At 38.3% G+C, this 17,302-nt stretch carries 19 protein-coding genes; 12 read left to right on the top strand and 7 right to left on the bottom strand.

The features are described from left to right. Positions 1 to 52 precede the first annotated feature (52 nt). A complete protein-coding gene (locus MKX57_RS18725) occupies positions 53 to 1,033 on the top strand; it encodes an iron-siderophore ABC transporter substrate-binding protein (protein WP_258955058.1) in 981 nt (326 codons plus the stop codon). A gap of 118 nt (positions 1,034 to 1,151) precedes the next feature. After that, entirely contained in the window at positions 1,152 to 2,360 is a 1,209-nt protein-coding gene (locus MKX57_RS18720; protein WP_008180332.1) for a diaminopropionate ammonia-lyase, read from the top strand. Positions 2,361 to 2,412: 52 nt separating this feature from the next. Here MKX57_RS18720 and MKX57_RS18715 read toward each other — a convergent pair whose 3' ends face one another. Both MKX57_RS18715 and MKX57_RS18710 read right to left on the bottom strand, forming a co-directional pair. After that, positions 2,413 to 3,288: a trypsin-like peptidase domain-containing protein gene (locus MKX57_RS18715; RefSeq protein ID WP_239354774.1), complete on the bottom strand. Its 876-nt coding sequence runs from the start codon at positions 3,286 to 3,288 to the stop codon at positions 2,413 to 2,415. Beyond that, complete coding sequence (locus MKX57_RS18710) at positions 3,288 to 3,725, bottom strand: zinc-ribbon domain-containing protein (protein WP_239354776.1); 438 nt, start codon at positions 3,723 to 3,725, stop codon at positions 3,288 to 3,290. The genes MKX57_RS18715 and MKX57_RS18710 overlap by 1 nt, the downstream gene beginning before the upstream one ends. A 176-nt stretch (positions 3,726 to 3,901) precedes the next feature. On the opposite strand from MKX57_RS18710, the gene MKX57_RS18705 reads away from it, so the two are divergent. From MKX57_RS18705 to MKX57_RS18695, 3 genes are all read left to right on the top strand, one after another. After that, the gene (locus tag MKX57_RS18705; protein WP_089985573.1) at positions 3,902 to 4,663 is read left to right on the top strand and encodes a MerR family transcriptional regulator; all 762 of its coding nucleotides are present in this window, start codon (positions 3,902 to 3,904) and stop codon (positions 4,661 to 4,663) included. A 73-nt stretch (positions 4,664 to 4,736) separates the two neighbouring features. After that, the gene (locus tag MKX57_RS18700; RefSeq protein ID WP_089985576.1) at positions 4,737 to 5,189 is read left to right on the top strand and encodes a TraR/DksA C4-type zinc finger protein; all 453 of its coding nucleotides are present in this window, start codon (positions 4,737 to 4,739) and stop codon (positions 5,187 to 5,189) included. A gap of 45 nt (positions 5,190 to 5,234) precedes the next feature. Beyond that, positions 5,235 to 6,164 carry a dipeptidase gene (locus MKX57_RS18695; RefSeq protein WP_008180338.1) on the top strand — a complete coding sequence of 310 codons (930 nt, stop codon included), beginning with the start codon at positions 5,235 to 5,237 and terminating at the stop codon, positions 6,162 to 6,164. Between the two features lie 14 nt (positions 6,165 to 6,178). Here MKX57_RS18695 and MKX57_RS18690 read toward each other — a convergent pair whose 3' ends face one another. After that, positions 6,179 to 7,096, bottom strand: coding sequence for a 1,4-dihydroxy-2-naphthoate polyprenyltransferase (locus MKX57_RS18690; RefSeq protein WP_008180339.1), 918 nt, complete (start codon positions 7,094 to 7,096; stop codon positions 6,179 to 6,181). 248 nt (positions 7,097 to 7,344) lie between these two features. On the opposite strand from MKX57_RS18690, the gene MKX57_RS18685 reads away from it, so the two are divergent. The 6 genes from MKX57_RS18685 to MKX57_RS18660 all read left to right on the top strand — a co-directional run bounded on the left by MKX57_RS18685 (position 7,345) and on the right by MKX57_RS18660 (position 15,090). Beyond that, positions 7,345 to 8,730 (top strand): isochorismate synthase, encoded by a 1,386-nt coding sequence (locus tag MKX57_RS18685; protein ID WP_089985579.1) that lies wholly within the window; start codon positions 7,345 to 7,347, stop codon positions 8,728 to 8,730. Then, positions 8,723 to 10,438, top strand: a complete 1,716-nt coding sequence (menD, locus tag MKX57_RS18680; RefSeq protein WP_089985582.1) for a 2-succinyl-5-enolpyruvyl-6-hydroxy-3-cyclohexene-1-carboxylic-acid synthase — start codon at positions 8,723 to 8,725, stop codon at positions 10,436 to 10,438. The genes MKX57_RS18685 and menD overlap by 8 nt, the downstream gene beginning before the upstream one ends. Continuing rightward, a complete protein-coding gene (menH, locus tag MKX57_RS18675; protein WP_089985584.1) occupies positions 10,435 to 11,244 on the top strand; it encodes a 2-succinyl-6-hydroxy-2,4-cyclohexadiene-1-carboxylate synthase in 810 nt (269 codons plus the stop codon). Before menD ends, menH begins: the two co-directional genes overlap by 4 nt. Positions 11,245 to 11,310: 66 nt before the next feature. Continuing rightward, positions 11,311 to 12,129 (top strand): 1,4-dihydroxy-2-naphthoyl-CoA synthase, encoded by an 819-nt coding sequence (gene menB, locus MKX57_RS18670; protein WP_008180343.1) that lies wholly within the window; start codon positions 11,311 to 11,313, stop codon positions 12,127 to 12,129. A gap of 215 nt (positions 12,130 to 12,344) precedes the next feature. Then, positions 12,345 to 13,769 carry an o-succinylbenzoate--CoA ligase gene (locus MKX57_RS18665; protein ID WP_090003233.1) on the top strand — a complete coding sequence of 475 codons (1,425 nt, stop codon included), beginning with the start codon at positions 12,345 to 12,347 and terminating at the stop codon, positions 13,767 to 13,769. A gap of 142 nt (positions 13,770 to 13,911) precedes the next feature. Beyond that, positions 13,912 to 15,090: a transglutaminase domain-containing protein gene (locus MKX57_RS18660; protein ID WP_043990723.1), complete on the top strand. Its 1,179-nt coding sequence runs from the start codon at positions 13,912 to 13,914 to the stop codon at positions 15,088 to 15,090. Here MKX57_RS18660 and MKX57_RS18655 read toward each other — a convergent pair. The 4 genes from MKX57_RS18655 to ytzI form a co-directional block, all read right to left on the bottom strand. Further along, positions 15,084 to 16,103, bottom strand: a complete 1,020-nt coding sequence (locus tag MKX57_RS18655) for a zinc ABC transporter substrate-binding protein (protein WP_107922370.1) — start codon at positions 16,101 to 16,103, stop codon at positions 15,084 to 15,086. The genes MKX57_RS18660 and MKX57_RS18655 overlap by 7 nt on opposite strands. A gap of 108 nt (positions 16,104 to 16,211) precedes the next feature. Further along, positions 16,212 to 16,445 (bottom strand): membrane protein insertion efficiency factor YidD, encoded by a 234-nt coding sequence (yidD, locus tag MKX57_RS18650; RefSeq protein WP_008180348.1) that lies wholly within the window; start codon positions 16,443 to 16,445, stop codon positions 16,212 to 16,214. Next, positions 16,442 to 16,603, bottom strand: coding sequence for a hypothetical protein (locus tag MKX57_RS18645; protein ID WP_008180350.1), 162 nt, complete (start codon positions 16,601 to 16,603; stop codon positions 16,442 to 16,444). The genes yidD and MKX57_RS18645 overlap by 4 nt, the downstream gene beginning before the upstream one ends. Before the next feature lie 51 nt (positions 16,604 to 16,654). Beyond that, on the bottom strand, positions 16,655 to 16,804 hold the full coding sequence (gene ytzI / locus MKX57_RS18640; protein WP_225316113.1) for a YtzI protein: 150 nt from the start codon (positions 16,802 to 16,804) through the stop codon (positions 16,655 to 16,657). A gap of 134 nt (positions 16,805 to 16,938) precedes the next feature. On the opposite strand from ytzI, the gene MKX57_RS18635 reads away from it, so the two are divergent. Next, positions 16,939 to 17,256 (top strand): hypothetical protein, encoded by a 318-nt coding sequence (locus tag MKX57_RS18635; RefSeq protein ID WP_008180353.1) that lies wholly within the window; start codon positions 16,939 to 16,941, stop codon positions 17,254 to 17,256. Positions 17,257 to 17,302: the final 46 nt, after the last annotated feature.

Below are 17,302 nucleotides of genomic sequence, written 5' to 3'. Positions count from 1 at the left end.
TTCTCGTCAATTATGCTTAAACATTTTATCATATACAATGGGGGAAGAAAAGGTGCAAAAAGGATTTCAAAAACTCTTAGTTTTGCTAGCTATTGTTGCTATTTTTGTTTTGGCAGCATGCGGTAATTCTAACGATGATAAGAAAGAAGAAAGTTCAAAAGAAAGCAATGCTTACAGTGTAGAACATGCTATGGGAACAACTGAAGTAAAAGACACACCAAAACGCATTGTTGTTTTAACAAATGAAGGAACAGAGGCACTTTTAGCGTTAGGCATTAAGCCAGTTGGTGCGGTACAATCATGGACAGGTGATCCGTGGTATGATCATATTAAGGATCAGATGGAAGGTGTCGAAGTAGTCGGCATTGAACATGAAATTAATTTAGAAAAAATTGCTTCATTAAAACCAGATTTAATCATTGGTAATAAATTACGACAAGAAAAAGATTATGCGAAACTTAGCAAAATTGCTCCAACCGTGTTCTCTGAAACATTACGTGGTGATTGGAAAGAGAACTTTCAGTTATACGCAAAAGCAGTAAATCAAGAAACAAAAGGTAAAGAAGTGTTAACAGCTTACGATGATAAGCTACAAGCGTTAAAAGAAAAACTTGGTGATCAAACAAACCAAGAAGTTTCATTTGTCCGCTTTATGGCAGATAAATCTCGTATCTATTACACAGATTCATTCTCAGGTATTATTTTTGATGCGTTAGGATTTAAACGTGTTCCGGCGCAAGCAGATTTATTTAAAGATAATGCAAAGCTAGGAAACTTAGCTGTAGAGGTAGGGAAAGAAGTAATTCCTCAAATGGATGGGGATGTTATTTTCTACTTCACATACATGCCAACTGGTGATGATTCAGCATTAGCAACTGAACAAGAGTGGACACAAGATCCTCTTTGGAAAAACCTTTCTGCTGTTCAAAAAGGCAATGCACATAAAGTAGATGATGTAATTTGGAATACAGCTGGAGGAATTCTAGCTGCTGATATTATGCTAGATCAAGTAGAAGAAATCTTTACGAAATAATTAATGGATAAGCTATACATTCATCGAAATAAGATGAGTGTATAGTTTTTTTATTTCCGTAAGAGCATTTTGTATTTTTTAGCGAGATAGACTAAGATGTGGGAGAGGGGGGATAGATTTGAGTGAAAAATTAAAATGGGTTCCTAATCAACATTATGTAGGGCAAGATAATGACGAACAAATAACAGCCTTACTTTCGAATTTTACTCTAGAACAAGTAAAGAAAGTTAGTCAATTCCAACGTACATATGAGAAGTTTGAAAAGACACCACTCCATCATTTAGCATCATTGGCTTCCTATATGGATGTAGAAAAAATCTGGATAAAAGATGAATCGTTTCGATTTGGTTTGAATGCCTTTAAAGTACTAGGAGGCGTTTATGCTATCGCACAATATGTTGCCAATATGCTCAATAAAGATATTGAAGATCTTTCCTATGAACAATTAAAGTCATCAGAACTAAAAGATCAGTTGGGTGAGTTAACGTTTATTTCAACAACTGATGGGAACCATGGTCGAGGGGTAGCTTGGGCAGCTCGAGAGCTAGGTTTTCAAGCACGAATCTATATGCCTGCTGGTAGCGCTAAGGAACGATTACAAAACATTATCAATGAGGGAGCCTATGCTGAAATCACCGCAATGAATTATGATGATACTGTTCGTTATACTTCTCAGCTAGCTGAAGAACATGGTTGGGTTTTAATTCAGGATACAATGTGGGATGGCTATGAGAAAATCCCATTATGGATTATGCAGGGCTATACAACTCTAATACAAGAGGTTGTTGAAGAGATAGAACAAGCACCGACTCATGTGTTTTTACAGGCTGGAGTAGGGTCTTTTGCAGCAGCAGTAGTTGCCTTTTTAAGACAATACTATGAGCAGGAAATGACTATTGTTTTAGTGGAGCCACATGTAGCTAATTGTTATTATAAAAGCTTTAAAGCGGGTACCAATGAATTTGTAACTGTTGGCGGCGACATGCAAACGATAATGGCAGGGCTTGCGTGTGGTGAACCGAATCCTCAGGCGTGGAAACTGTTAAAAGCCTATACGAAAATAAGCATTAGCTGTGGGGAAGAAGTAGCAGCAACAGGAATGCGTATCCTTGGTAATCCATTGAACACTGATACACGCATTGTAGCAGGAGAATCGGGAGCAGCTCCATTTGGTTGTTTTTATGAAATCATAACAAATGATCGTTACAGACAATTAAAAGATACGTTACAGTTAAATAGAGATGCGAGAGTATTATTAATTAATACAGAGGGTGACACGGATAAAGAAAATTATCGACAAATAGTGTGGCATGGAAAATATCAATAGCAATTTAGACGAAAGCCATCGAGAAGTTACTCTCGATGGCTTTCAGACGTTATTAGTGAATTTTAATAGCGGCAATTTTATAAGCACCATATTCATCTGTGATTACAATATACGTCTTATACCGATCGTAAAATTGATAATTACCTTGGGCATCATAGAAATCAAAGGTTTCATTCATATCAACATAGTATTGGCCACTCGAATATTGTACATCAAGCACTTCATTGTTTGTAAAATAGAAGTAATTGCCCTGATACGCAATTTCATTTATATATTTTTCTAGTTCTTTATAAGCAGAACTACTAGGTGCAAGCATATCGGCAATCCAATAAAAATCACCCTCATTAAGGGCCATTTCATAGTATAGGCGGAATGCCTGCACGAATTGCCCTGCTAACAAATTGTCTGCTTCAGTAGTAGTTTCTGTATGACTAGCAGGTTGTTGACTGCTATCGTATAGATTAGCAACAGAACGAACCTCATTTGCAGAAAGAGGCTGAGCAATCCATCCATCAAATTGGTCTACCATACTGTAAAGAGGGATAGAGAAGGCGAAGTGTGTGCTTGTTTCGGTTGTGTAAAGTAGGGAGTTAATCCCAATTACATTTCCTGTATTAACATCCACCAAAGGACCGCCACTACTACCTTTATCAATTTGTGCATCGACCTGATATATTTGTTTGTATATAAAATTTTCAAGCTTCATATCCCGTTTATTGCCTGTTATATAGCCAATGGAGGCTGAATTTTCAAAGCCTTGTGGACTTCCAAAGGCAATGACTTCTAAGCCAATAGGTGATTCTGATGTTTCAATATCTAATGGTGCTGTCTCTTGATAGCTAGGAACATGTATTAAAGCTATATCATAACGATCAGATATACCGACTACTGTACCAGGTGATTCTTGACCCATAGAATTTCGAACCATTACTTCGACTTCACCTTGGACAACATGCGCATTAGTAATAACATACCCCCTTTTTTATAGAGGAAGCCGGAACCTTGCGCATTGTTAGTTAGAATGGTGAATACCTTTTGCTGAATCTCCTTTATAAGAGTGACACGATCAACCTGCTGTGCATGAGCTTCTTGCTTTTTCGTCAGTTCCTCAGAGGAAACTTGCTTTGTCTCTAAATTCTGATTGTCATTTATTTCCGAGTAAGTGGCTGAATTACTTTTTTTATTGGAGAAGAAATCCCAATAGGCATAGCCCAGCCCACCAATTGCAATGAAACAGACGGACAATACGATAATGGCCCATGTTGGGATACCCTGTTTTGAGGGTGTATTTGTCAATTTAGTACCACAACCCGAGCAAAATTTACTGTCATTTAGATTCTCATGCTGACAATTTGGACATTTCATCCTATTACCCTCCTGTGAAATATTTACTATTTATATCGGTTGGAAAATATAGTTTTATAGGTAGTTATGGAATTATATGAACGGAGAGGATGATTATAGGAAGAGGAAAAATTTATTTTTCCTATTGACCTTAACGTTGCGTCAAAGTTTACAGTAGCAGTAATGGAGGTGAAAACATGGAATATACAATTCAAGAACTTGCCCAATTGTCTGGTGTAAGCACGAGAACTCTGCGTTATTATGATGAAATTGGGCTACTGAAACCAGCTAGAACCAATGAGGCGAGCTATCGATTTTACGGTCAATCGGAAGTCGATTTGCTGCAGCAGATTTTATTTTACCGAGCATTGGATATGAAGCTAGCAACTATTCAGGATATTATTCAAGCTCCTCATTTTCAACATTCCGAGGCGCTAAAGTCACATAAAGCTGCTCTGCTTAAACGAAAAGAACAGCTTGAGACGATCTTACAGACGGTAGAAAAAACGATATTATCAATTGAGGGGGAAAGACCTATGTCAAATGAAGAAAAATTTAATGGATTTAAAGAAAAGCTAATCGAGGATAATGAAAATAAATATGGTCAAGAAATTCGTGCCAAATATGGAGATAAAACGGTAGATGCTTCCAATGCTAAGCTTATGAATATGACAGAGGAACAATTTCAGGCAATGCAGCAATTGGAGCAGCAAATGTTTGAACGTTTAACAGAGGCAATGGGGTTGGGAGACGCAACAAGTGATATTGCAATGGAAGTCGCAGAGCTCCATAAACGATGGTTGAGCTTTTCATGGAAAGAATATTCTAAAGAGGCACATGTAGGACTCGCTCAAATGTATATAGCAGATGAACGTTTCACCGCTTATTACGACGAGCGTAGTGTAGTGGGAGCTGCACAGTTTTTACACGATGCAATCGTAGCTTATACGAGTAAATAAATAAACCTTCCTTATGCTGATGTTTTAGAAACAATAAATTAGGAAAAAATGAAAGCATAAGGAGGAGATTTTTTTGGATCAACAAGTTATGCAAAAATTAAAAAGACAATTGGAGCAAGAATTACAAGAAATCGAAAAGCGAATAGATGAATCAGAGCGTCCCCAAGCGACAGAGCTATCTAATTATGATAATCATCCAGCTGATAATGCCAGTGATTTAACGGATCAGCTTACAGAAATGGCTATTGATGAGCATCGTGGCGACAATGCAGAGGAAATAAAAGAAGCTCTTCAAGCAATGGCTGACGGAACATATGGCGAATGTACTGTCTGTGGTAAAGAGATTCCAATTGGACGTTTAGAGGCTATGCCACAAGCTCTGACATGTGTCGAGCATGCGGAAAAGAAAGAGGATAATTTACGACCAGTGGAGGAGGAGGTGCTTTCTTCAACACCAAGATCGGATGATTTTATAGAGCTTGAAGAATTTGGTTCTTCTGATACACCACAGGATAAAAATCAGTAAGTATTTTCCTTACTAAAGCAGTATAATAGCTGTAGAGGTGAGAAGATGAACATTATTGATTTACATTGTGATGCACTTTTGAAATTAACAACGCTTGAAGCGGCTAGTTTTGCAGAGGATGTGCGTATACACGTCAATCAAAAAAGACTGCAGTTAGGGCAAATAAAAGCTCAAGTATTCGCCATCTTTATTGACCCAGCGATCCCTCAAAACCAACAATTTCTTGAAGTCATTCGCCAAATGGAAGCATTTCATACCCATGTTTTACAAACAGAGGGCATGGTGCATATTACAGATTGGGCACAGTTAGAGCAATTGGCTCCCCATGAAATAGGAGCTATCTTAAGCTTAGAAGGTTGCAGCGCAATTGGCGATGATTTAACAAAGCTAATTGCTGTACTTGATGCAGGTGTCAAATTAGTCGGTTTAACGTGGAATGAGGAAAATGCTGTTGCCCATGGAGCGGAACAAGATGCAAGTCTTGGATTGAAGCCATTTGGTAAAGAAGTCATTCAACTATTAAATGACCGTGATATTATTATTGATGTCTCCCATCTAAACGAACAAAGCTTTTGGGATGTGTTACCGTTAGCAAAGCATATTATTGCTAGTCATAGTAATGCACGAGCATTATGTGATCATCCCCGTAATTTAACAGATGCACAAGCGAAGGCCCTTGTAAAATATGGAGGGCATATCCATGTTGTTTATTATCCACTCTTTATTGGTGGTCAAGATGCAACGCTAGAACAATTGGTAAATCATGTGGAGCATTTCGCCAATTTAGTAGGTGTCGAGCATATAGGGTTGGGCTCAGATTTTGATGGCATAGATGTGACCGTAAAAGGATTAGCTCATGCGGGAGAGGCTCAAAATTTATTAGAGGCATTACGAACTCGCTTTTCAGAGGAAGAGGTACATGGCATCGCTAGTCAAAATTTCATACGGTATGTAAAAAAAGCAGCAACCCGATAAGGCTGCCGCACTTTTTAAAAGAAATAATCAATTAATAAACCAATTCCTAATAGGAAGCCGAAGAATGTATTCGTTTGCGCTGTATATTTCATCGCAGGCATCACTTCTTTGGCTTCTTTTTTATCTCTGAATATTTGAATGGCACGCAATGGTTTAGGGATACTTAAGAAAATAATCAAAGCCCAAAAAGTAATGCCATCAATTGCAACAAGGGCGATCACCCATAAGTATGAAACGATAAAAAATCCTGATAGCACGGAGATTGCATTATCACGTCCTACCAAAATAGCCAATGTTTTGCGTCCACCTTCTGTATCGCCAACAATATCACGAATATTATTGGATAGCATAATAGCGCCAACTAAAATCATACTTGGAACGGAAAGTAAGACGGCATCCAGTGTTACTGTAAGCGTTTGAATATAGAAAGCAATCAAAACGATTCCCATTCCCATTACTGCCCCAGAAACAATTTCTCCAAAAGGTGAATAGGCGATTGGATATGGCCCACCTGTATATAAGAAACCAATCAGCATACAAACTAGTCCGACAGCAGCTAACCACCAAGATGTGGAGGCACATATGTAAATGCCAAGTAGCATGGCAATAGCATAAAAGCTTAGCGCAATCATCATAATCGTTTTTGGTTGTACACCATGACGGACAATCGTTCCGCCAATTCCGACAGAATCCTCGTTATCTAATCCTAATTTGTAATCATAATATTCATTGAACATATTCGTTGCTGCTTGAATAAGCATACTTGCAATGAGCATAGCAAAAAATAGTCCAAAATCAATTGTTTCTTTTTCAATTGCTAGTGCAATTGCTGTTCCTAGGAATACTGGAACAAATGAAGCGGTTAAAGTATGTGGACGTGTTAAATGCCACCAAACTTTAAAACCCCTATCAGCTTCAATGACTTTGGTCATAAGGTCTTTCTCTCCTTCAAATGTTGTCGACTCTTCTTATTTTAAACGAAGATTGAGAAAATGGGTAGGTTCACAGCTTATTACATACTGTAAAATGAAAAAAAGTGATACAATAGAACATGCATTTATGAACTGAAAATAAAAATAGGGTGGATAGCAACAGTACGAATGACACGGTTGCCAGCCCATAAAATGATGTATTTTCGCCATCATTTATTATGTACACTGCAACAACGGAGGTAATTTTCATGCAACAGAAGTGGTACCAAGCCACAGAAGTAGAAGTGGACTCTTTGGGCCAAAGCCTTCATTTTTATATGGAAACAATGGAAGTGAGTCACCTATCTGCATTAGCATTTTATGCAGCAGGTGAAGAGTGCTATAAAGGTGAACGATTTTATTGGCAAAATAGAGAAAAAACAATGACATTAGTTGGGCTAGGACATGCCCATACCATTCAAAATAATAAAAAAAATGATCGTTTTGATGCTGTAGAAGCTGAATGGAAGAGTTTAACAAAGAACTGTCTGAAAGGACAAAGCGAGCTCCAACCTATTTTGTTTGGGGGCTTTACATTTGATCCACAAAATAATGTTGCTGGGGAATGGACGGGTTTTCCAGAGGCTTATTTTGCATTAGCGACTTTTCAGCTTGTCATACGAGATGATAAGGCATATGTGAGCATTCATCTTCTGACACAGGATCGGCATGGTGAGGCTCAGTTTGAGGCATTGAGAAAAGAGCGAGATCATTTAGTTCATGCCGCACAGGTTAAGGAAGTGAAAACGTATTCAAAGCCTGAAATATCAAGCTACTTTGAGCCTTATAAAGATCCTTATTTAGCTTCTATTGACCAAGTGACAGCTTTAATTAAGCAAAAGAAAGCGGATAAGGTTGTTATTGCACGATCACTTGCACTGCAATTTAAAGAGGAAGTAACTGCTCCACAAGTGCTGTCGCAAATTATCCATGAACAACCAGAAAGTTATTTATTCGGCTTAGAGCATGAAAATCTATTGTTCTTCGGAGCATCACCTGAGCGCCTTGTAAAAGTGGAGGATGGTCGAGCATTTTCTTCATGTGTTGCTGGTTCAATTAAGCGAGGAAAAACAGCAGAAGAAGACGAGGCTTATGGACAAAGCTTGTTACAGGATCCAAAAAACGGAGGGGAACACCAATATGTTGTCGATATGATTGCTGACACATTCCGTAAAAATTGTGTGGATATCACGCTTCCTGAAAGTCCACGTCTATTAAAAATAAGAGATATTCAACATTTATATACACCTGTCGAAGGTCAGCTCAATAAGGATGCTACGATATTACAGCTCACAAAAACTTTACATCCTACTCCAGCATTAGGAGGAGTACCACGTATGGAGGCTTTGGCAGCTATTCGTAAGTATGAACCGATGAATAGAGGCTTGTATGCTGCACCAATTGGCTGGTTAGATGCAGAGGGAAATGGAGAATTTGCAGTCGCGATACGGTCAGCGGCATTGCTTCATGATAAGGCTTATTTATATGCCGGTGGAGGTATTGTAGCAGATTCAGAACCACAATCTGAATATGATGAAACATTAGTAAAATTCCGTCCAATGCTTCGTGCGCTAGGAGGACAATTACATGAGTGAACGAAAAATTTTAACAGATTATGTTTATAAAATGGTCGCGTCGTTAGTACAAGTTGGGGTAGAAACTGTTGTCGTTAGTCCAGGCTCACGTTCAACACCTCTTGCCTACGCGGTCGCTTCTACAAAACAAATAAAAATGTATCGTCAAGTAGATGAGCGCTCAGCTGCTTTCTTTGCTTTAGGGCTTGCGAAAGCTACTGCTAAGCCTGTTGTTCTCTTATGTACATCCGGTACAGCAGCAGCAAACTACTTTCCTGCAATTGTTGAGGCAAACTATGCTCGTGTGCCGCTAATTGTCATCACAGCTGATCGACCACATGAACTACGAGAGGTAGGTGCACCGCAGGCAATTAATCAGCCTCATTTATATGGTTCACATGTGAAATGGAGTGTAGATTTTCCATTAGCAGATGGTGCTGCTCCTACATTGCCTTTTATCGAACGTCATATTGCACGAGCAGTAGCAATTGCTACCAGTGCGCCTTTTGGACCAGTGCATATGAATGTTCCTTTCCGAGAGCCTTTATTAATTGATTTACAGGATGAATTGCCAACTATGACATTTAAACATAGCAGCATGGGACAATTAATCCCAACAAGCGCTGCTATGCAGGAACTTTCCTCTATTTTAAAGTCGACTAAAAGAGGCTTTATTATTGTTGGAGAATTAGCACTTGGGACGGACCTAGCGTTTGTCTGGGAATTTGTACGTCAGTTGAAATGGCCAGTCCTAGTAGAAAGCTTGTCAAATATGCGTGCAGCTGTACCAGAGGATTGCTTACCATATCTCGTGACAACCTACGATGCCATTATGAAGAGTGAGGATTTTAAGGCACTTGTTCAGCCGGATACAGTTTTACGTATTGGGGCACAGCCTGTTTCAAAATTTATCATGCAATTTATTACAAAAACAGAGCCAAATGCTTATGTCATTATTGATGAAGATCCTATGTTTAGAGATGCTACTGGCGTATCTACACATTTTATTCATGCAAATATCGATCAATGGTTAACACAATTAGCCATTACTAACACTGCATTTGAGGAAGCATACTTAGCCGAATGGCAAAAAGCCAATCAGTTGGCTGCTACTTATATTGAACAGTATTCAGAGATAGAAAAAGATGAAGGTGCGATGGTCAGTCGTTTACTGAAAATGATTCCTGATGGTAGCGATATATTCGTTAGCAGTAGTATGCCAGTGCGTGATATTGATACATTTTTATTAGCAACACCGAAGGATATACGTTTCTTTGCGAATCGTGGGACGAATGGGATTGATGGAGTAGTATCTACAGCATTGGGCTTTAGTGAAGGAAATGACCGAGAAACCTATTTATTAATTGGTGATTTAGCCTTTCTACATGATGTGAATGGACTGATTGCTTCTAGATACCAAGAATGTAACTTAACCATTATTGTGATGAATAATGATGGTGGAGGTATTTTTTCTTATTTACCTCAATCAACAGTAGAAGCCCATTACGAGGATCTTTTTGGCACACCGACGGCACTTGAATTTCATGATATTGCCCATATGTATAATATGGATTATATACGAGTAGATACTATCTCTGAATTATCAGAGAAGTTTTCATCAGACAAAAAATGGTCTTTACGCTTAATTGAAATATTTACAGATAGAGCAGAGAACGTTCAGGCTCATCGAGCGTTATGGAATCGTATTAATGCGGAGTTTAAAGCATGACGAGCTTATTAATCCGAGGACTTAAAACCCATGTGGACATATGGAATGAAACCGGTAGCTATACATTAGTTGCTTTACATGGATTTACGGGAAGCACTGCTACCTGGTACAATTTGGCGCAATCCTTGCCGGATGTCCGTGTTATTGCGATTGATTTAATTGGGCATGGGCAAACAGCTACTCCAGAGCAAATTAAGCGTTTTTCAATGGAGGAACAATTACAGGACTTAGAGGAATTGTTTTGTCAGCTCCATATGGAGAAGTTTACATTGTTGGGCTATTCAATGGGAGGCAGAATTGCATTATCTTATGCCATTGCGTTTCCTGATCGTATTCAAAAGCTTATTTTAGAAAGTGCATCTCCCGGTTTACGAACAGTAGAAGAACGACGTGAACGTAGTGAGAGAGATGACATTTTAGCACAAAAAATCATCACTAATGGGTTAGTCTCTTTTGTGAATTCATGGGAGAATATACCGCTTTTTGGATCACAGCGTCATCTTCCTGACACTGTGCGAAAGGCTATTCGTGCAGAAAGACTTTCACAGAGGGAAGAAGGATTGGCTGGTAGCTTAAGAGGGGTTGGAACAGGAACCCAGCCTTCGAATTGGCACCTCTTGGACCGACTAGAAATATCTGTACTCCTGATTACGGGTTCATTAGATGAGAAATTTTGTAAAATTGCACTAGAAATGAAAGCGCTATTAAAAACTGTTAGGCATATGACAGTAATTGATGCTGGACATGCAATTCATGTGGAAAATCCCGCTGAATTTGCTACAATAGTAGAGGAGTATATAACGTAATATTATACTTGTTACGTTAGCGCCTCGATAATAACGAGACGAATTTAGAATATAGGAGGCAATTCAATGACACGTCAATGGACTTCATTACATACTTATGAAGATATTAAGTATGAGTTCTATAACGGAATCGCAAAAATTACGATTAATCGTCCAGAAGTGCGTAATGCATTCCGCCCAAAAACGGTTATGGAAATGATTGATGCATTTTCACGTGCACGCGATGATAAAAATATCGGTGTAATTATTTTAACAGGTGAAGGTGAACATGCCTTCTGCTCAGGCGGAGATCAAAAAGTTCGTGGTCATGGTGGCTACGTAGGAGACGATGAAATCCCACGTCTAAACGTTCTTGATTTACAACGTTTAATCCGTGTAATTCCAAAACCTGTAGTGGCAATGGTTGCAGGCTATGCAATTGGTGGAGGACACGTATTACATGTTGTTTGTGATTTAACAATTGCTGCGGACAACGCTCGCTTTGGACAAACAGGTCCAAAAGTAGGGTCATTTGATGCTGGTTACGGTTCAGGCTATCTTGCTCGTATTATTGGACATAAAAAGGCCCGTGAAATTTGGTACCTTTGCCGTCAATACGATGCACAACAAGCGCTTGATATGGGCCTAGTTAATACAGTGGTTCCTTATGACCAATTAGAAGATGAAACTGTTCAATGGTGTGAAGAAATGCTACAAATGTCACCAACTGCATTGCGCTTCTTAAAAGCAGCGATGAATGCAGATACAGACGGCTTAGCAGGTCTTCAACAAATGGCTGGTGACGCTACACTTCTTTACTACACAACAGATGAAGCAAAAGAAGGTCGCGACGCTTTCAAAGAAAAACGTCAACCAGACTTTGGCCAATTCCCAAGATTCCCTTGATTTATTAGCTAGGGTGCTTGTAAAGCTCGTATCTATTAGAGATACGAGCTTTTTTGTATGCCTGGGAAATTGGGAGTGGCGTAGAAGCAAAGTGACGGATAAAAACACAAAAGTGATGGATAAAACAAAATTATAGCGTTTTAAAAGCAAATGCATCACGAATAGACAAGCGCTAGGGTAAAGCGTTAAGATGTAGGGTGATTGGAGTGACAAATATGTATCCGAATTGGATTATACAGCGTGCCTATTTAACACCGTTACGTAAGGCATTAACTTATAAAGAACAAAGTTGGACTTTTTTAGAGTTGAATGATTTATCTAGTAAGCGTGCTCGCCAATTAGTGGGACTGGGTATAAAGCGGGGTGATCGAATTGCCATCATGGGGCCAAGTAAACCAGAGCTTGTAATCACCATGTATGCTTGCTTGCATCTACAATGTGAGATGGTTATGCTAAATCGTAGATTGTCACAGGATGAACTTGGTTACCAGTTGGCGGATTCTGAGGCAGTTGCCGTATTGATTGCGGATGAAGATGTAAATAAGTTGCCTGCAAATACGGCTCATTATTTATTTTCAACGATTGAAGAGGGAGAAGAAGGTGCATTCGATATCGGAAAGGAATGGCCTTTGGATCAAACAACAACGATTATGTATACCTCTGGGACAACAGGCTTTCCAAAGGGGGTCCGTCAAACGGTAGGTAACCATCAGGCTAGTGCAACGGCCTCGGTTTTAAATATTGGCCTACAGGCTGATGATGTTTGGCTATGTGCTGTTCCATTATTCCATATTAGTGGATTTTCAATATTAGTGCGTTCACTGTTATATGGCAATCAAGTCTATTTATATGATCATTTTGATGTAGAAGCTATTACGCATCATATTATGAATGGTGAAGTAACGCATATGTCAGTTGTAGCTGTGACGTTGGAAAGAATTTTACATACGTTGGAGCAACATAAAGCTAAAGCTTCCTCCCGTTTTAAATTAATGCTTGCTGGTGGAGGACCAGTGCCAGCTGATTACTTATCGAGAGCACATACGTTAAACTTAGCTGTAGCTCAAACGTATGGTATGACGGAAACCTCCTCGCAAACAGCTACATTAGCAAGTGAGGATGCGATTCGGAAAATTGGCTCTGCCGGAAAGCCTTTATTTTTTAATCAAATCAAAATTGTAGAACCCAACGCGCAAGGCGAAGGAGAAATTTGTATTAGAGGACCCCATGTTACACCTGGCTATATCGGCCGTTTTGCACAAAAAAGCGCCACGCGAGATGGCTGGTTGCATACGGGAGATATTGGCTATCTAGATGAAGATGGTTATTTATTTGTCATAGATCGCAGAGCAGATTTGATAATTTCTGGTGGAGAAAATATATATCCTGCAGAAATAGAGAATGTGCTGCTCATGCATCCAGCTGTTAAGGAAGCGGGTGTATGTGGTGCCGATGATAAGCAATGGGGACAAGTACCGGTTGCTTTTGTTGTGTTGAATGAACAAGTATCAGTCGAACAATTACAAGCTTTCTGTCAACAGAGGCTGGCTAAATATAAGTTGCCAAAGGAAATTATTATAACAAACAGTCTCCCACGAAACGGAGCAGATAAGCTGCTTAGACGAAAATTACTACAATAAAATACATGTAAAAAAGAAGCCTTTTGTACACTAGGCTTCTTTTTATTTTGTAAATATTTGAACTTTTAGCATGAAATTAGTCATTCATTAACATAATAAAAAAGGAGAGGCATAAACTATTTAGTAAAGGAGAATGACTCATATGAGGAAATATATATATAATGCTGTCATTATATTATTTGTTCTACAAATGAGTCATGTGCAAGTTTTTGCAAACTATGAAAAAGATGATGTAGCAACTGCTGATTCAATTAAAACACTACAATCTCTCATTAATAAAGAAGTTACGCAGCTATCAACGGAATTCTCTATTTACTATACTGGTGACATATCTGATATTAAAGATGAACTAACAGACATTACGAAAGGTGCGATTCAAAACTCTTATATTTATACTAATATTTCTAGCTTTAAATGGAAGTATGATGGTTATAACAAAAATATAGCTATTGCTTTTACATTTACCTATCATCATTCACAAACAGAGGAAGCAATTGTCGAACAATCATTGACGGATATTATTGCACCTATGCAAGGATTAAGCGACATACAAAAATTACAGGCTGCACATGATTTTATTGTTCTAACTGCGGAATATTCAAAAGAAACAGAAGGAAGTCAATATTCCCCTTACACGCTACTGACAGAAAATAAGGGAGTCTGTCAGGCATATGCATTAGTGCTTTATCGAATGCTAGAAATGCTGGGCTTTGAGGTGCAATATGTACCTGGAAAAGTGGGCGAACAGCTCCATGCCTGGGTATTAGTGAAACTTGATCATAATTGGTATCATATCGATGTGACGTGGGATGATCCATTACCTGACCGGAAGGGGGAAGTACGTTATCAATACTTTCTAGTGTCGGATCGCCAATTATCACAGGATCATACATGGGATTATGCAAGCTTCCCGGCTGCAACAAGTGAGAAATATTCTGAAATGCAGGAAGTAACAAAAAGACAAAGTGTAACAACGCCTTTGCATGAAGGTTTTAATCCAAATAAGGGTATATCTATAATGGACGAAAATAGGCTAGCCAACAAACCATTCATAGAAAAGCCTACAAAACTTGTTTCACAAAACCAGAACGATTTAAACACTATAGACTCTTTTGATGTTAATGAATGGGCAACGATTTTAGTAGAAAGTATGGTGGCTTTCCTAGTGCCTCATTCAAAAGATATTCAAGTGTCCCAAACAACGAAGCGGTTCCTATCGATTGAGCGAACAGAAAAACGAATACCGCAAGAAAAATACGTCATAATAAAGGAGGTGTCCCATCCAATTTCGGGGCACCTCCTTCTTTCAATCAATTATTGACTGCTTAAAGCTTTATCTAATGTTTGAATGTTTTTCTTCATCAATGTGAAGTAAGTTTCCTTATTTTTTTCATCGTCGGCCGTTAATACACTTAAATTATGCAATACAAGTGATTCTGCACCAACTTCTTTTTGAATGACCTCTGCTAATTTAGAAGAGACATTTTGTTCAAATAAAATATAGTGAATATGCAATTCATTAGCTTTATCAACAATCGATGTTAGTTCTTTTTGTGATGGTTCATTTTGAGAATTTAAGCCAGCAATAGGTACTTGTGTTAGACCGTATTGACCTGCAATATAGCCGAATGCTGCATGAGATACAAAAAATGTTTTATTTTGTGCTTGATCAGCCATTGCTTTAAATTCACCATCTAAATCTTGTAATTCTTTTACCAATGCCTCGTAATTTTGATTAAAAGTAGATTCTTGAGCAGGCATTTTTTCCACCAACGTGTTTTTAATAGCAAGTGCTAAATCCTGACTAATTGTTGGAGACAGCCAAACATGAGGGTCTATATCGCCATGCTCATGATCATCGTGTCCATGTTCTTCTTCCGCATGATCGTGTTCTTCCTCAGTTGTAGCGTGATCATGGTGATCTTCTTCTGGATGAACATGACCTGTACTTGTAGCTAATTTTTCATCTGAAACTTCATCGGCAGTTGCCACCATTGTGACATCTTCATTCGCTAATGTTTTTTTAGCATTTTCAACAAAGCCCTCTAGTCCTAAGCCAATATAGAAAAAGATATCGGCATCTGCTAATTTCATCATATCTTTTTGAGTTGGTTCAAATGTGTGTTCATTGGCACCAGCCGGATAAATAGAAGAGACATCAACAAAATCACCGCCAATACGCTGTGCAAAATAGCTTAAAGGATAAACAGTAGTATAAATTGTTAATTTATCCGTCTCATTAGAAGATTTTGGGGAAGTAGATGATTGATCTCCGCAAGCAGCGGTAAACAGGGCAAAAACTGTGACTAGCAATAATACATAAACTTTTTTCATATAATATAATCCCTTTCTTAAATAGTAACCATTACGATTTATTTTTTAGAACAGTTATTATAATAACGCACAACTTCAAAAAGTACAAGAAAAAATGACCTCCGAAAATTAATTCTTTTTCGAAGGCCATTTTTCTGGCACTGGATCAAAGCCACCAGGATGAAAAGGATGGCATTTGGATATACGTGTAATAGTTAGAATAAAACCTTTTAGCGCCCCATGCTTTTGAAAAGCTTCGAGGCCATAAGAAGAACATGTGGGATGGAAACGACAAGTAGGTGGCGTCATTGGCGAGATGTATTTTCTATAAAACTTAATGAGCCAAATAAAGGGATATTTCATCGTTGTTCTTCCTCTTGTTGCGATGGAAATTGTTCTGGCTTTGCGTCAATTGTTTGCGTAAAGATATTATTTTTTTTCTTGATAATGAAAATGACAGAAAGACCGAACATTAACATCATCATAGCAATCATAATAATAATTGGTAATGGTACACCCATTGCTTTCACTCCAAATTCAATTAATAAAATTTATAAGTAATGAATGACTTGCTAGTTCTCCTCTTGATGATAGCTTTGTTTAGGTTTTTCATCAACGGTATGTTTAAAAGCATAGGCACGGTTGACACTGATAACTGTCGCAATAGTGATAATAATAACGATGATGATTGCGACGATTAAGAGCGTAGTTAAACTCATCATACTCACTCCGTTCTTTGTTCATCATACTTATTATAAGTGATATGGACATTTTAATTGTGAAGGAAGTTTGACATTCCAAAGAATAAAACAACATCATTCTCTCCATACTATGGGAAAAGGAGTGAATCGTAATGATGGATCGTCAACGTGTATATTTTTCACTTGCCAATAGAACCTATTATACGAATCCATATGCAGGGCCTTGGAATTTTGAACTGAATGTGGATCGACAAGCATTAGATGTTTTTGAGAAAATTTTTCAGCAAATGCAGTTGTTAGAAATTTCCAATGCATGGCGTGCACAGTTACCGTATATCCAATATCACTTAGATAGAGAAAATGATGAAATTGATTTAAGATTGATGAAAATTTATGCATTAGTTCATGAGTATGGAGATGAGGAAACGAAGTCATTTGTGGAGCAGCTACCTTATTTTAATAAGCGAGTCTAATGGGGTTTGATTTTCACTTTGAGTGTCGCCACTCTCAGTGAAAATC

The organism is Lysinibacillus sp. FSL M8-0216 (assembly GCF_038595555.1).
Lineage (GTDB): Bacteria > Bacillota > Bacilli > Bacillales_A > Planococcaceae > Lysinibacillus > Lysinibacillus fusiformis.
Note: the sequence above shows the minus strand (reverse complement) of the source record. Positions and strands in the feature narration are given on the sequence as shown.